We start from the raw sequence: 15,761 nt of genomic DNA, 5'->3' as shown, positions 1-15,761 counted from the left end.
GCCCGATGGCCAGTCAGCAGACCGTCCGGCCGCACGCGCAGGGCGCGTTGCGCCGGACGGTGGACGGCTCGGCGGGGGAGTGGATCGGCCTGGGGGTGCGGCTCGCGCTGGCCGTGGTGTGGGGCTGGGCCGGGCTGGCGAAGATCTCGGACCCCGCCGAGGCGGCCCAGGCGGTGCGGGCGTACGAGATCCTCCCCGAGTCCCTGGTGAAGCCGGTGGGCTGGGGGCTGCCCTTCCTGGAGCTCGCGCTCGCGCTGCTGCTGTTGCTGGGCCTGGGGACGCGGATCGTGGCGATCGTCTCGGCCGTGCTGCTGCTGGCGTTCATCGCCGGCATCGCGTCCGCGTGGGCGCGCGGCATCTCGATCGACTGCGGCTGCTTCGGCGGCGGCGGTGCGGTCGACGAGTCCAAGACCGAGTACCTGCAGGAGGTCCTGCGCGACACCGGGTTCCTGCTGCTCGCCGCCTGGCTGATCTACCGGCCCCGGACGAAGTTCTCGGCCGACGCCTGGCTCGCGTCCTGACCATCTCTCCGCCCTCGAACACCCCGGACACACGTACCCATGAGTGAGAAGAACCGAGAAGGCAAGCGCACCGCCCGCGAGCGGATGATGCAGGAGCGGGCGGCCGAGGAGGCCCGCTCCCGGCGCAACCGCAAGCTGGTCGTCGGCGGCGTGGTGGTCGCGGTGATCGCGGCCGCCGTGGTCACCGGCGTGGTGGTGCAGAACGAGCGCTCCAAGCCGGAGACCCCGGTCGCCGCCCCGCAGGGCGCGATCGGCGACAAGAGCCTGGTCCTCCCGGCCGGCCCGGCGAACGCGCCGTCCGTGCTGACCGTCTACGAGGACCCGCGCTGCCCCGCCTGCGGCACCTTCGAGCGGACCTTCTCGCCGACCATCGACCAGCTCCAGGACCAGGGCAAGCTGTACTCCAACGTCCACGTGGTCTCGTTCATCGACCGCTCGCTCGGCGGCAACGGCTCCAAGTACGGCGCCAACGCCCTGGCCTGCGCGCAGGACGCCGGGCACTTCCGCGACTACCACGACGTGCTGTACCGCAACCAGCCCGACGAGACCGACGACTCCTTCGGCGACAAGCAGACCCTGATCGCCCTGTCGAAGCAGGTGCCGGGGCTGGACACGCCCGCCTTCGAGGCCTGCGTCAACGACAACAAGTACGCCGGCTGGGTCTCGGCGGTGCAGCAGGACTTCGACAAGTCCAGCTACAAGTCGACGCCGACGGTGCTGCTCAACGGCACCCCGATCTACCCGAAGAAGGGCGACGAGCAGATCTCCCCGGAGAACCTGGTGAAGTGGGTGGACGAGGCCAACGCGGGCAAGCCGCTCGGCACCACGGGCCCGAACGGGCAGAGCCCGGCGCCGACCTCGACGGCCGCCGAGTCCAACACCCCGCCGTCCCCCTGATCCGGGGAGACCGACGTCAAGCTGTGACCCGCTCCGGTGCCGGTGCGCCGGGCGGGACACGGTAGCGTCGACCCTGCCATGGATCTCGCATACATCCCGAGCCCGTCGCGGGGCGTCCTCTACCTGGGGCCGATTCCGCTGCGCGCCTACGCCTTCTGCATCATCATCGGTGTCGTCGTGGCCGTGTGGCTCGGCAGCAAGCGCTGGGTCGCGCGCGGCGGCGGCAAGCACACGGTCGGCGACATCGCCGTCTGGGCGGTGCCGTTCGGCCTGGTCGGCGGCCGGCTCTACCACGTGATCACCGACAACCAGCTGTACTTCGGCCCGGGCAAGCACCCGCTCGACGCGCTGAAGATCTGGGAGGGCGGCCTCGGGATCTGGGGCGCCATCGCGTTCGGCGCGGTCGGCGCCTGGATCGGCTGCCGCCGCCGGGGGGTGCCGCTGCCCGCCTACGCCGACGCGATCGCGCCGGGCATCGCGCTGGCCCAGGCCTGCGGCCGCTGGGGCAACTGGTTCAACCAGGAGCTGTACGGCCGGCCGACCACCCTGCCGTGGGGCCTGGAGATCAACAAGACCCTGCCGGACGGCACCGTGGTGACCGGCACCTACCACCCGACCTTCCTGTACGAGTCGCTGTGGTGCGTCGGCGTGGCGCTGCTGGTGATCTGGGCGGACCGCCGCTTCACCCTCGGCCACGGCCGGGCGTTCGCGCTGTACGTGGCCGCGTACACGGTGGGCCGGTTCTGGACCGAGTGGCTGCGGATCGACGAGGCGCACCACTTCTTCGGGCTGCGCCTGAACGACTGGGTGGCGATCGCGGTCTTCCTCGGCGCGGTGGCGTACCTGGTGGTCTCGGCGCGGACCAAGCCGGGCCGCGAGGACCCGGATTCGATCGACCCGCGGGCCGCCGAGGAGGCCCGGCGGGAGGCGGAGAAGGCCGGGAGCGACCAGCGACAGGCCTCCTGACCTGGGCCGACAGCACTTCTGAGGCCGCCCTCACCCAGCGTGGTGAGGGCGGCCTTCCGCGTGTTCGGGCAGCCTTACTTTGCTGGAAAGTCGCAGGTCAACGGGCTACGTTCAAGGAGTGGAGCCCTGCCGGAGCGGTCAGGGGGGACGTCCGTACAGGAAGGTGCGTACACGACATGAGCGCGATCGTCGCGGAGCCGGAGACCGACAACACCCAGCCGCGGATACCCGCCGCGGGGCACCACCGGGACGTCAACGGGGGCTGGCTGCGGCCGGCCGTGTTCGGCGCGATGGACGGCCTGGTCTCCAACTTCGCGCTGATGACCGGCGTGGTCGGCGGCGCGGTCTCCAGCTCCACGGTGATCCTCACCGGGCTGGCCGGACTGGCGGCCGGCGCCTGCTCGATGGCGGCGGGCGAGTACACCTCGGTGGCCTCCCAGCGCGAGCTGGTGGAGGCGGAGATCGAGGCGGAGCGGATCGAGCTGCACCGCAACCCGCACGGCGAGCTGGCCGAGCTGGCGCAGCTCTACATCGACAAGGGCGTGGAGCCGGAGCTGGCCCACCAGGTGGCGAAGCAGCTCTCCTCCAGCCCGGAGCGGACCCTGGCGGTGCACGCCCGGGAGGAGCTCGGGGTCGACCCGGACGACCTGCCCTCGCCGCTGGTGGCGGCGGTCTCCTCGTTCGTCTGCTTCGCCGCGGGCGCGCTGCTGCCGCTGCTGCCGTACCTGCTGGGGGCCACGGCGCTGTGGCCGGCGCTGATCGTGTCGCTGCTCGGCCTGTTCCTGTGCGGCGCGGTGGTGGCCCGGGTGACGGCGCGCAGCTGGTGGTTCAGCGGCCTGCGGCAGCTGGTGCTGGGCGGGGCGGCGGCGGGGGTCACCTACCTGCTGGGCGTGCTGATCGGCGGTGCCGTCGGCTGACCCGCGCCGACTGTCGGAAGCCACATAACATTGCATGGTTATGCTGATGTATGCGTGATGTTCCGCACATGGGATAGGCTGGCGACCTGTTCTAGTCTCAGCATCCGGCCGTCGGACCCGCAGATTCGCATCCGCCGGTGCGGCTCCGGGATGGAATCGCAGGCAGCCCATGATCGCCTCGTGTGGCGGCAGCATTTCGCCCCTGTTTCACCCCGCCCGGCGCCGGGCACACTGGTGGGGATGCGCAAGGTGGCGCGTCCTCTCATCGCCCCCGTGACCTGCGGATCTGTCCGCCATATGGACCACGGATTCCAGTTCGCGGGATCTTGGGCATCATGTAACCTGCACGAAATCGCATCAGGGCCAACGTCGTCCCTCTGCACCTGCACTTGCCAAAGACGACGACGGGAGAGCCGATGCTGTCTGCATCCACGCACTCCGCCAACGAGAACGCCCAGGCCTCCGGCCCGTACGCGCTCGTTCCGGATGCACGCCCCACGGCCCAGGGTCTGTACGACCCGCGCAACGAGCACGACGCCTGCGGCGTGGGCTTCGTGGCCACGCTGACCGGCATCGCCGACCACAAGATCGTCGAGCAGGCGCTGACCGTCCTGCGCAACCTGGAGCACCGGGGCGCCACCGGCGCCGAGCCGGACTCCGGTGACGGCGCGGGCATCCTGACCCAGATCCCGGACGCGTTCCTGCGCTCCAAGGTCTCCTTCGAGCTCCCCGAGGTCGGCTCGTACGCGGTCGGCATCGCCTTCCTCCCCGACGAGGACGCGGCCGACGCCGCCGCCGTCGCCGCCATCGAGGCCATCGCGGCCGAGGAGGGCTTGACGGTCCTCGGCTGGCGCGACGTCCCGGTCACCCCCGACCTGCTGGGCGCCACCGCCCGCAGCGTGATGCCGCGCTTCCGCCAGGTCTTCGTCGCCGGCGGCGACAAGTCCGGCATCGAGCTGGACCGGGTCTCCTTCGTGGTCCGCAAGCGCGCCGAGCGCGAGGCGGGCGTCTACTTCCCGTCGCTGTCCGCGCGCACCATCGTCTACAAGGGCATGCTGACCACCGGCCAGCTGGAGCCCTTCTTCCCCGACCTGTCGGACCGGCTCTACGCCTCCGCCCTCGGCCTGGTGCACTCGCGGTTCTCCACCAACACCTTCCCGAGCTGGCCGCTCGCCCACCCGTACCGCTTCGTCGCGCACAACGGCGAGATCAACACGGTCAAGGGCAACCGGAACTGGATGACCGCCCGCGAGTCCCAGCTCGCCACCGACCTGATCCCGGGCGACCTGGACCGGATCTTCCCGATCTGCACCCCGGACCACTCCGACTCGGCCTCCTTCGACGAGGTCCTGGAGCTGCTCCACCTCGGCGGCCGCTCGCTGCCGCACGCGGTGCTGATGATGATCCCGGAGGCGTGGGAGAACCACGCCACCATGGACCCGGCCCGCCGCGCGTTCTACCAGTACCACTCCAACCTGATGGAGCCCTGGGACGGCCCGGCCTGCGTCACCTTCACCGACGGCACCCAGATCGGCGCGGTCCTGGACCGCAACGGCCTGCGCCCGGCCCGGTACTGGATCACCGAGGACGGCCTGGTCGTCCTCTCCTCCGAGGTCGGCGTCCTGGACATCGCCCAGGAGAACGTGGTCAAGAAGGGCCGCCTGCAGCCCGGCAAGGTCTTCCTGATCGACACCGCCGAGCACCGCATCGTCGAGGACGAGGAGCTCAAGGCCCAGCTGGCCGCCGAGCACCCGTACGAGGAGTGGGTGGCGGCCGGCCAGATCCAGCTCGCCAAGCTCCCCGAGCGCGAGCACATCGCGCACACCCACGCCTCGGTCACCCGCCGCCAGCAGACCTTCGGCTACACCGAGGAGGAGCTGCGCGTCATCCTCGCCCCGATGGCGAAGACCGGCGGCGAGGCGCTCGGCTCGATGGGCACCGACTCGCCGATCGCCGCGCTGAGCGAGAAGCCGCGCCTGCTGTTCGACTACTTCGTGCAGCTCTTCGCGCAGGTCACCAACCCGCCGCTGGACGCCATCCGCGAGGAGCTCGTCACCTCGCTGCTGTCCAACCTCGGCCCCGAGGGCAACCTGCTCGACGCCTCCCCGTCGCACTGCCGCTCGGTCGGCATCACCTTCCCGGTGATCGACAACGACGAGCTGGCCAAGCTGATCCACATCAACGCGGACGGCGACCAGCCCGGCCTCAAGGCCGTCACCCTGTCCGGCCTGTACAAGGTCGCCAGCGGCGGCGCCGGCCTGGCCGCGCGCCTCGCCGAGATCGCCGCCGAGGCGGACGCCGCGATCGCCGACGGCGCCCGGATCGTCGTGCTCTCCGACCGCCACTCGGACGCCGAGCACGCGCCGATCCCCTCGCTGCTGCTCACCTCCGCGGTCCACCACCACCTGATCCGCACCAAGCAGCGCACCCAGGTGTCGCTGGTGGTCGAGGCCGGCGACGTCCGCGAGGTGCACCACGTCGCGCTGCTGGTCGGCTACGGCGCCGGCGCGGTCAACCCGTACCTGGCGATGGAGTCGGTCGAGGACCTGGTCGCCCAGGGCGTCTTCGTCCAGGGCATCGAGCCCGAGAAGGCCATCAAGAACCTGATCAAGGCGCTCGGCAAGGGCGTCCTGAAGGTCATGTCGAAGATGGGCATCTCCACCGTGGCCTCGTACCGCGGCGCCCAGGTCTTCGAGGCCATCGGCCTGGCCCAGGAGCTGGTCGACAGCTACTTCGCCGGCACCACCACCAAGCTCGGCGGCATCGGCCTGGACCAGATCGCCAAGGAGGTGGCCGCCCGCCACGCCAAGGCGTACCCGGCCTCCGGCATCCCGGCCGCGCACCGCGCGCTGGAGATCGGCGGCGAGTACCAGTGGCGCCGCGAGGGCGAGCCGCACCTGTTCGACCCGGAGACGGTCTTCCGCCTGCAGCACTCGACCCGCAACAAGCGGTACGACATCTTCAAGCAGTACACCGACCGGGTGAACAGCCAGTCCGAGCGCCTGATGACGCTGCGCGGCCTGTTCAAGCTGGACGGCCTCGGCCGCACCCCGGTCCCGATCGACGAGGTCGAGCCGGTCAGCGAGATCGTCAAGCGCTTCTCCACCGGCGCCATGTCGTACGGCTCTATCTCGATGGAGGCGCACGAGACGCTCGCCATCGCGATGAACCAGCTGGGCGGCAAGTCCAACACCGGTGAGGGCGGCGAGGACCCGGAGCGCCTGTACGACCCGGCGCGCCGCTCGGCGATCAAGCAGGTCGCCTCCGGCCGCTTCGGCGTCACCTCCGAGTACCTGGTCAACGCGGACGACATCCAGATCAAGATGGCCCAGGGCGCCAAGCCCGGCGAGGGCGGCCAGCTGCCCGGCCACAAGGTCTACCCGTGGGTCGCCAGGACCCGGCACTCCACCCCGGGCGTCGGTCTGATCTCCCCGCCGCCGCACCACGACATCTACTCCATCGAGGACCTGGCTCAGCTGATCCACGACCTCAAGAACGCCAACCCCGCGGCCCGCATCCACGTGAAGCTGGTGTCGGAGGTCGGTGTCGGCACCGTCGCCGCGGGCGTCTCCAAGGCGCATGCCGACGTGGTGCTGATCTCGGGTCACGACGGCGGCACCGGTGCCTCCCCGCTGACCTCGCTGAAGCACGCGGGCGGCCCCTGGGAGCTCGGCCTGGCCGAGACCCAGCAGACCCTGCTGCTGAACGGCCTGCGCGACCGCATCGTGGTCCAGACGGACGGCCAGCTGAAGACCGGCCGCGACGTCGTCATCGCCGCCCTGCTGGGCGCCGAGGAGTTCGGCTTCGCGACCGCCCCGCTGGTGGTCTCCGGCTGCATCATGATGCGCGTCTGCCACCTGGACACCTGCCCGGTCGGCGTCGCCACCCAGAACCCGGTGCTGCGCGACCGCTTCTCCGGCAAGCCGGAGTTCGTGGTGAACTTCTTCGAGTTCATCGCGGAGGAGGTCCGCGAGATCCTCGCCGAGCTGGGCTTCCGCTCGATCGAGGAGGCCGTCGGCCACGCCGAGCACATCGACGCCGAGGCCGCGATCGACCACTGGAAGGCCGCCGGTCTCGACCTGGCCCCGCTCTTCCACGTGCCGGCGCTGCCCGAGGGCGCGGCCCTGCACAACACCACCGGCCAGGACCACTCGCTCGACAAGGCCCTCGACAACCAGCTCATCGAGCTGGCCGAGGACGCCCTGGAGCGCGGCGAGGCCGTCCGGATCCAGCTGCCGATCCGCAACGTCAACCGCACGGTCGGCACCATGCTCGGCCACGAGGTGACCAAGCGGTACCGCGGCGAGGGCCTGCCGGAGGGGACGATCGACGTCACCTTCACCGGCTCGGCCGGCCAGTCGTTCGGCGCCTTCGTGCCGCGCGGCGTGACCCTGCGGCTGGAGGGCGACGCCAACGACTACGTCGGCAAGGGCCTCTCCGGCGGTGTGGTGATCGTCCGCCCGGCGCGCGACGCGGCCGCGATCGGGGCCGACGCGCAGAACCACGTGATCGCCGGCAACACCATCGGCTACGGCGCCACCTCGGGCCGGATCCACCTGCGCGGCAAGGCCGGCGAGCGCTTCGCCGTCCGCAACTCGGGCGCTACCCTGGTCGTCGAGGGCGTGGGCGACCACGGCCTGGAGTACATGACCGGCGGCCGGGTCGTGGTCCTCGGCGAGACCGGCCGCAACCTCGCGGCGGGCATGTCCGGCGGCATCGCGTACGTCCTGGACCTGCGCCCGGCGAACGTCAACAGCGGCATGGTGGGCATCGAGGCCCCGAGCGCCGCGGACCGCGAGTGGCTGCGCGACACCGTGCAGCAGCACTACGAGGAGACCGGCTCCACCGTCGCCGCCGAACTCCTGGCTGACTGGGGCAGCGGCGTCTCCCGCTTCTCCAAGATCATGCCGACCGACTACAAGGCTGTGCTCGCCGCCAAGGACGCCGCTGAGCGCGATGGCCTCTCCGAGGCCGAGACCACTCGCAAGATGATGGAGGCGGCACATGGCTGACCCCAAGGGCTTCCTGACCACGCCCAAGCAGCTGGCGGAGCGCCGTCCGGTGGACGTCCGGCTCCGTGACTGGAACGAGGTCTACGTCGAGCGCAGCCTCCTTCCGATCATCACCAAGCAGGCCGGCCGCTGCATGGACTGCGGCATCCCGTTCTGCCACAACGGCTGCCCGCTCGGGAACCTCATCCCCGAGTGGAACGACCTGGCCTTCCGGGACGACTGGTCCGGTGCGATCGAGCGCCTCCACGCGACCAACAACTTCCCGGAGTTCACCGGTCGCCTGTGCCCCGCTCCCTGCGAGTCGGCCTGCGTGCTGGGGATCAACCAGGACGCGGTGACCATCAAGAACGTCGAGGTCACCATCATCGACAAGGCCTGGGACGGCGGCGGGGTCACCCCGCAGGTCCCGGAGCGGCTGTCCGGCAAGACCGTCGCCGTGGTCGGCTCCGGCCCGGCCGGTCTGGCCGCCGCCCAGCAGCTCACCCGGGCCGGCCACACCGTGGTGGTGTACGAGCGCGCCGACCGCATCGGCGGCCTGCTGCGCTACGGCATCCCCGAGTTCAAGATGGAGAAGCGCCACATCAACCGCCGCATCGAGCAGATGCGCGCGGAGGGCACCCGGTTCCGCACCGGCGTCCACGTGGGCGAGGACATCACCGGCCAGGACCTGCGCTCGCGCTTCGACGCGGTCGTCATCGCGGCGGGTGCGACCACCGCGCGCGACCTGCCCGCCCCGGGCCGCGAGCTCAAGGGCATCCACCAGGCCATGGAGTACCTGCCGCTGGCCAACAAGGTGCAGGAGGGCGACTACGTCGACTCCCCGATCAGCGCCAAGGGCAAGCACGTGGTGGTCATCGGCGGCGGCGACACCGGCGCGGACTGCGTCGGCACCGCCCACCGCCAGGGCGCGGCCTCGGTCACCCAGCTGGAGATCATGCCGCGGCCGAGCGACGAGCGCCCCGGCCACCAGCCCTGGCCGACCATGCCGATGACCTACAAGGTCACCTCGGCCCACGAGGAGGGCGGCGAGCGGATCTACTCCGTCAACACCACCCACTTCAGCGGCGACGAGGAGGGCAACGTCCAGGAGCTGCACCTGGTCGAGGTGGAGTTCAAGGACGGCCGCTTCGAGCCCGTCCCCGGCACCGAGCGCGCCATCCCGGCCCAGCTGGTCACCCTGGCCATGGGCTTCACCGGCACGGACGTCAAGAACGGCCTGGTGGAGCAGCTTGGCGTCGACCTGGACGCTCGGGGTAATGTGGCCCGCGACGGAAAGTTCGCCACCAACGTGGACGGCGTGTACGTCTGCGGCGACGCGGGCCGCGGACAGTCGCTGATCGTCTGGGCCATCGCGGAGGGCCGCTCGGCCGCCGCGGCGGTCGACAAGTTCCTGGGTGGCAAGACCCCGCTGCCCGCCCCGATCCGCCCGACGGACCGCCCCCTGGTGGTCTGACCCGCGGGTCACCCGCAGGACCCGCGGTACCGCGAACACTCGTGGTGCCGCGGCAGAAAAACCCTCACCCTGAACCGCCGGGCCCGCACTGCCCGCCCGGCCGCACGAAGCCGACCCGCCAGAGCCGCCGGGGACGGTCCCCGCGGCGCCTGTCCGCTCCCCGACCAGTTGGGGGCAGGCGCCGTTTCGTGTTTCCCGTGCGCGGTGACCGCCTCTCCATGGCATGCGCACGGCCACCATGGGAGACGGCCCTCCCCAATGTCGGTGGGAGATGGCAGACTTCACGCCGCGGGGACGGACCTGAGGGGAGGCGGGGATGACGGGCGTACAGACCGGTGGTGGTGCCACCGCGCGCCGGATGCTGCTCGGTTCGCACCTGCGGAGGCTGCGCGAGGCCCACGGCGTCAGCCGGGAGGACGCCGGGTACTCGATCCGCGCCTCCGAGTCGAAGATCAGCCGGATGGAGCTCGGCCGGGTCGCCTTCAAGGTCCGCGACGTCGCCGACCTGCTGACCCTCTACGGGCTCGCCGACGGCACCGAGCGCGAGGCGCTGCTCGCCCTGGTCGGCGAGGCCAACGCCCCCGCCTGGTGGCAGGGGCTGACGGACGCGGTGCCGTCCTGGTTCCAGCAGTACCTCGGCCTGGAGGAGGCCGCCGACCGGATCCGCGGGTACGAGGTCCAGTTCGTCCCCGGGCTGTTGCAGACCGAGGCGTACGCGCGCGCCGTGATGCGGGCCGGCAGCCCGTCCGCGAGCGAGGAGGAGCTGGACCGGCGGGTCGCCGTCCGGCTCGGCCGGCAGCGGCGCTTCCTCGCCGACGACGTCACCGCCCGGGTCGACCTGATCGTGGACGAGACCGCGCTGCGTCGCGCCTGCGGCGGCCCCGAGGTGATGAGCGCGCAGCTGGAGCACCTGCTGGCGCTGGCCGAACGGCCCTGGCTGACCCTGCGCGTGCTGCCGCTCGGCATGGGCGCGCTGGCCGCCGACAGCGGCGCCTTCACGGTGCTCGGCTTCCCCGAGGACGACCTGCCCGACGTGGTCTACCTGGAGCAGTTCACCACCGCCCTCTACCTGGACAAACCCGTCGAGGTCGCCGAGTACGCCGAGGCGCTCGACCGGCTGGCCGAGGCCGCCGTGGTCGGCGGGCCGGCCCGGGATCTTGTCCGGAGGGTGCTCCGGGAGAGCTGATCCGTCATTAGGATGATGATCCGTCAAGTTCGGTCGCTTGCAGCGCTGAAAGGGATCAGATGTCCTCCTTCGCGGACCTCGCACAGCAGTACATCGACGGCCAATGGCGCTCCGGCACCGGCTCCTGGGACATCGTCGACCTCAACCCGTACAGCGGGGAGAAGCTCGCCTCCATCACCGTCGCCACCGCCGAGGAGATCGACCTCGCCTACCGCGCCGCCGAACGCACCCAGCGCGGCTGGGCCCGGCTCAACCCGTACGCGCGGCGGCTGGTCTTCGAACGGGCCCTGCGCCTGATCGAGGAGCGCGAGGAGGAGATCACCCGCACCATCATCGCCGAGCTCGGCGGCACCCACCTGAAGGCCGGCTTCGAACTCGCCCTCACCAAGGACATGCTGCGCGAATGCATGCAGCTGTCGCTGCGGGCCGAGGGCCGGATCCTGCCCTCGCCCACGGACGGCAAGGAGAACCGGCTCTACCGGCTGCCGGTCGGCGTCGTCGGCGTGATCAGCCCGTTCAACTTCCCGCTGTTCCTGTCGATGAAGGCCGTCGCACCCGCGCTCGCCCTCGGCAACGGCGTGGTGCTCAAGCCCCACCAGGACGCCCCCGTCACCGGCGGCACCCTGATCGCCAGGATCTTCGAGGACGCCGGACTGCCGGCCGGCCTGCTGAACGTCGTCCTGACGGACATCGCGGAGATCGGCGACGCCTTCATCGAGCACCCCGTGCCCAAGGTGATCTCCTTCACCGGCTCCGACTCGGTCGGGCGGCACGTCGCGACCGTCGCCGCGAGCCACTTCAAGCGGACCGTGCTCGAACTCGGCGGCAACAGCGCGCTCGTCGTCCTCGACGACGCGGACGTCGACTACGCCGTCGACGCCGCCGTGTTCAGCCGCTTCGCCCACCAGGGACAGGTCTGCATGGCCGCCAACCGGGTGCTCGTCGACCGCTCGCTGATCGCCGAATTCACCGAGAAGTTCGTCGCCAAGGTCGCCGCGCTCAAGGTCGGCGACCCCCAGGACCCGGCCACGCAGCTCGGACCGCTGATCAACACCGCCCAGGCGGACGCGATCACCGCACAGGTCGACCGGGCGGTGGCGGACGGGGCGACCGTACTGCTGCGCGGCGCGACCGTGGGGGCGCTCGTCGACCCGGTCGTGCTCACCGACCTGCCGGCGGACGCCGAGATCCTGCGGCGGGAGATCTTCGGGCCGGTGGTGCTGCTGGTGCCGTTCGACGGCGAGGAGGAGGCGGTCCGGATCGCCAACGACACGCCGTTCGGGCTGTCGGGCGCGGTGCACACCGGGGACGTCGAGCGGGGGGTGCGATTCGCGCAGCGGATCGAGACCGGGATGATCCACATCAACGACGGGACCATCCACGACGAGCCGGTCGTCCCGTTCGGAGGCGAGAAGAACTCCGGCGTCGGACGGCTCAACGGCGAGGCGACGGTGGACGCCTTCACCACGCTGAAGTGGATATCCATCCAGCACGGGCGCTCCCGCTTCCCGTTCTGAGGGCGGTGCCGGACCCCGCAACCCGCCTCCGGCGGGGGCCCCGGCGGTGGGGTGGCGCCTCCGGCGGGGCCGCGGATTCGCCTTCGGCGGGGCCCCGGCGGCCGCCGGGGTGCCTGCGGCGCCCGGATCCGCCTCCGGCGTGGGTCTCCGTCGGTCCTCGGTGGCCTGCGGCGCTCGGATTCGCCTCTGGCGGTGGGGTGGCGCCTCCGGCGGAGCCGTTGGTTCGCCTCCGGCGAGGCCATGAATTCGCCTTCGTCGGGGCCCCGGCGGCCGCCGGGGTGCCTGCGGCGCCCGGATCCGCCTCCGGCGGTGGGGTGGTGCTTCCGGCAGGGGTGGCGCCCCCGGCGGGGTTTTCGGCGGAGCCGTTGGTTCGCCTCCGGCGGGGCCTCCACCGAGGCCGCGAATTCGCCTCCGGCGCGGTTCCGGCGGGGCCGTCGGTTCGCCTGCGGCGGTCCTCCGTGCCTGCGGTAACCGGATTCGCCTGCGGCGGGGGCGTTGGTCGGGCGGCCGTGGGTGGTGTGCCCCGGGCTCGGGTGGGTCCGGGGCTGTTGTGTGTTCAGGTGAGGCCGAGGACGGTGCCGAGGCGGCGGAGTTCGTGGTCGAAGTAGGTGCGGGGGTCGGCGATGATGCGGGTGCGGTGGCCGAAGAGTTCGAGGGAGAGGGTGCCGGTCAGGTAGGTCCAGGCGGAGAGGCCGGCGACGACGGCGTCGGCGGGGGTGTCGGGGGGCAGGCGGTCGAGCAGGGGGCGGAGCGCGTCGTGGACGGCTCCGTCGGCGGGCGGGTGGGCCGCGGGGCGGTAGCGGCCGGTCGCGGCGGCTTCGGAGAAGAGCCCGCCGATCAGGTAGGGCAGTCGGACGCCCGGGGCGACGGTGTCCTCCGGGGCGGCGTAGCCGGGGACGGGCGAGCCGTGGATCAGCGCGTACTCGTGCGGGTGGGCGAGTGCCCACTCGCGGACGGCGTGCCCGATCGCGACCCAGCGCTCCAGCAGGGGCGCGGGCCCGGTGGCGGCCTGCTCGGCGGCGTCGCCGAGGGCGTCGTAGGAGTCGGCGATCAGCGCGGTGAGCAGGGCGTCCCGGCCGGGGAAGTAGCGGTAGAGCGCGGAGGCGGAGACCAGGCCGAGGTCGCGGGCGACGGCGCGCAGGGAGAGTCCGGCGGGGCCGTGCTCGGCGAGTTGCCGGCGGGCGGATTCCTTGATGTCCCTGGTGAGTTCGATCCTGGCCCGTTCGCGGGCGGTGGGGGCCTTCGGCGAGGTGGACATACCGCACATCCTGGCAGCCGCCGGAGAACACCCGCAACATTCGAGTACAGTGTTCTCGATCGAGAACAGTGTTCTCCATTCGAGGGGAGTCCGTCATGAGCACCCACCTGGTCATCGGCGCCGGACCGGTCGGCAGCGCGGCCGCCCGGCTGCTCGCCGAGCGCGGCGAGCAGGTCACCGTCGCCACCCGCGGCGGCCGCACCGCGCTGCCGCTGCCCGAGGGCGTCCGCCGGATCCGGCTGGACGCGGCGGACCCGACCGCCCTCACCGAGGCGGCACGCGGCGCCGACGTGCTCTACAACTGCGCCAACCCCGCCTACCACCGCTGGGCGAGCGACTGGCCGCCGATCGCCGCCGCGCTGCTGGCCGCCGCCGAGAGCAGCGGCGCGGTGCTGGCGACGGTGGGCAACCTGTACGGCTACGGCGCCGTCGACGGGCCGATGACGGAGACCACCCCGCTGCGGCCGAACTCGGAGAAGGGCCGGATCCGGGCCCGGATGTGGCAGGACGCGGAGGAGCTCCACCGGGCGGGGCGGATCCGCGCGACCGAGGTGCGCTCGTCCGACTACCTGGGCGCCGGTGCGGTCGGCGTGCTCGACAGCCGGGCATTCAAGCGGGTGCTGGCCGGGAAGCCGGTCCAGGTGCTGGGCGACCCGGACGCGCCGCACACCTGGGCGTACACCGGGGACGCGGCCCGGCTGCTGGTCGCCGCCGCGGCCGACGAGCGGGCCTGGGGGCGGGCGTGGCACACCCCGAGCGGGCCGCCGCGCAGCCAGCGCCAGGTCCTCGCCGACCTGGCCGCGGCCGCCGGGCGCCCCGAGGTGAAGGTCGGCCGGATGCCGGGCCCGGTGCTGGCGCTGGCCGGCCTGTTCAACCCGGCGGCGCGGGCCGTCCGGGAGACGGTCTACCAGTTCGAGCGGCCGTTCGTCGCCGAGTCCGCGGCCACCGAGGCGCACTTCGGGTTCGGGCCGACCCCGTGGGACGAGGTGCTCGCCGACACCCTGAGGGGGGTCAGTTGAGGCTTCCGGCGGTGAGCCAGTGCTCGGCGACGGCGGTGCGCAGGTAGAGGACGGTGCGGCCGGTGCGGTGGCGGGCCAACAGGCCGGCGGCGGTCAGCGCGGTCAGGTGGTGGGAGGCGTTCGGCGCGGACAGGCCCAGGCGGGCGGCGAGTTCGGTGGTCGAGGCGGGGGAGCCGAGCGCGGCCAGCAGACGGGCGCGGGTCTCCCCGAGCACGCCGGCGAGCGCCGCCGGGGCGGCAGGGGCGCTCTCCCACAGGGTCGCCACCCCCGCGGGCGGGTAGACCAGGCCGGGCCGGTACGGCGGCTCGGCCTGCGACCAGACGCCGGGCCAGGCGAACACCGCCGGCACCAGGACCAGCCCCCGCCCGCCGTCCAGCCGCCGTTCGGCGCGGTACCAGCGGTGGGCGATCCGCAGCGTGCCGTCGGCCCAGGCCACCCGCGGGTGCAGGTCCGCGAAGAGCGCCGCCGGGCCGCCGGTGGACATCTGCCGGGCCCGGCGCAGCACTTCGCCCTCCACCAGCCGCCGGATCCGCGGCCAGGAGGGCTCCAGCGCCGCCGCGAAGTAGGCGCGGATCTCGGCCGCGAGCCGCTCCAGGCCGGCCGCCGGATCGGCGAGCAGCGCGGCGGGCGCGTCGAGGCCCGCCAGGTCGGCCCGCACCTGCTCCGGCGGGGTGGCCAGGAGCTGCGCCAACTCCTCGTCCAGGGTGGGGGCGTATCCGGCGGGCACCGGCGTGAGGAAGTCCGGCACCGCGACGCTCGGGACCGGCACCAGCGCCGACAGCAGCCCGAACTCGACGTCCGCCAGGGCCGCGCGGGCGGTCCGCACCCAGGGCAGGTGGACGGCGTGCGCCCCCGGCTCCTTGAGCACCTGGAGGCTGGTCACCACCTCCCACAGCGGCGAGTGGGCGAACCGGGTCAGCGCCAGGTCGGCCGCCGAGAACTCCCAGCTGAGCACCGCTCTCCTCCCCGAGGATTCGACCAGGACGAAATCTCTGGGCCACCCTAGCCGAGCGGC

11 protein-coding genes are annotated in these 15,761 nt (G+C 72.4%); 9 read left to right on the top strand and 2 right to left on the bottom strand.

Annotation, left to right across the window (positions count from 1 at the left end; all coding sequences use genetic code 11):
* Window positions 1-5: 5 nt before the first annotated feature.
* The 8 genes from ABEB06_RS10495 (at window position 6) to ABEB06_RS10460 (ending at window position 12,469) form a co-directional block, all read left to right on the top strand.
* The gene (locus ABEB06_RS10495; RefSeq protein WP_345696554.1) at window positions 6-521 is read left to right on the top strand and encodes a MauE/DoxX family redox-associated membrane protein; all 516 of its coding nucleotides are present in this window, start codon (window positions 6-8) and stop codon (window positions 519-521) included.
* Window positions 522-560: 39 nt separating this feature from the next.
* Window positions 561-1,418: a DsbA family protein gene (locus tag ABEB06_RS10490; RefSeq protein WP_345696553.1), complete on the top strand. Its 858-nt coding sequence runs from the start codon at window positions 561-563 to the stop codon at window positions 1,416-1,418.
* Between the two features lie 78 nt (window positions 1,419-1,496).
* The gene (gene lgt / locus ABEB06_RS10485; protein ID WP_345696552.1) at window positions 1,497-2,384 is read left to right on the top strand and encodes a prolipoprotein diacylglyceryl transferase; all 888 of its coding nucleotides are present in this window, start codon (window positions 1,497-1,499) and stop codon (window positions 2,382-2,384) included.
* Between the two features lie 176 nt (window positions 2,385-2,560).
* Window positions 2,561-3,301 carry a VIT1/CCC1 transporter family protein gene (locus ABEB06_RS10480; protein WP_345696551.1) on the top strand — a complete coding sequence of 247 codons (741 nt, stop codon included), beginning with the start codon at window positions 2,561-2,563 and terminating at the stop codon, window positions 3,299-3,301.
* A gap of 416 nt (window positions 3,302-3,717) precedes the next feature.
* On the top strand, window positions 3,718-8,313 hold the full coding sequence (gltB, locus tag ABEB06_RS10475; protein ID WP_345696550.1) for a glutamate synthase large subunit: 4,596 nt from the start codon (window positions 3,718-3,720) through the stop codon (window positions 8,311-8,313).
* Window positions 8,306-9,766: a glutamate synthase subunit beta gene (locus ABEB06_RS10470; protein WP_345696549.1), complete on the top strand. Its 1,461-nt coding sequence runs from the start codon at window positions 8,306-8,308 to the stop codon at window positions 9,764-9,766. Before gltB ends, ABEB06_RS10470 begins: the two co-directional genes overlap by 8 nt.
* Before the next feature lie 316 nt (window positions 9,767-10,082).
* Complete coding sequence (locus tag ABEB06_RS10465; RefSeq protein WP_345696548.1) at window positions 10,083-10,952, top strand: helix-turn-helix domain-containing protein; 870 nt, start codon at window positions 10,083-10,085, stop codon at window positions 10,950-10,952.
* Window positions 10,953-11,011: 59 nt separating this feature from the next.
* Window positions 11,012-12,469, top strand: coding sequence for an aldehyde dehydrogenase family protein (locus ABEB06_RS10460; protein ID WP_345696547.1), 1,458 nt, complete (start codon window positions 11,012-11,014; stop codon window positions 12,467-12,469).
* A 556-nt stretch (window positions 12,470-13,025) separates the two neighbouring features.
* Here the strand turns inward: ABEB06_RS10460 and ABEB06_RS10455 are convergent.
* The gene (locus ABEB06_RS10455) at window positions 13,026-13,727 is read right to left on the bottom strand and encodes a TetR/AcrR family transcriptional regulator (protein ID WP_345696546.1); all 702 of its coding nucleotides are present in this window, start codon (window positions 13,725-13,727) and stop codon (window positions 13,026-13,028) included.
* Between the two features lie 95 nt (window positions 13,728-13,822).
* On the opposite strand from ABEB06_RS10455, the gene ABEB06_RS10450 reads away from it, so the two are divergent.
* Window positions 13,823-14,746, top strand: a complete 924-nt coding sequence (locus tag ABEB06_RS10450; protein WP_345696545.1) for an NAD-dependent epimerase/dehydratase family protein — start codon at window positions 13,823-13,825, stop codon at window positions 14,744-14,746.
* Here ABEB06_RS10450 and ABEB06_RS10445 read toward each other — a convergent pair.
* The gene (locus ABEB06_RS10445) at window positions 14,739-15,701 is read right to left on the bottom strand and encodes a DUF5937 family protein (RefSeq protein ID WP_345696544.1); all 963 of its coding nucleotides are present in this window, start codon (window positions 15,699-15,701) and stop codon (window positions 14,739-14,741) included. The genes ABEB06_RS10450 and ABEB06_RS10445 overlap by 8 nt on opposite strands.
* Window positions 15,702-15,761: the final 60 nt, after the last annotated feature.

The sequence above is a fragment of the Kitasatospora terrestris genome, assembly GCF_039542905.1.
GTDB classification, from domain to species: domain Bacteria; phylum Actinomycetota; class Actinomycetes; order Streptomycetales; family Streptomycetaceae; genus Kitasatospora; species Kitasatospora terrestris.
Note: the sequence above shows the minus strand (reverse complement) of the source record. Positions and strands in the feature narration are given on the sequence as shown.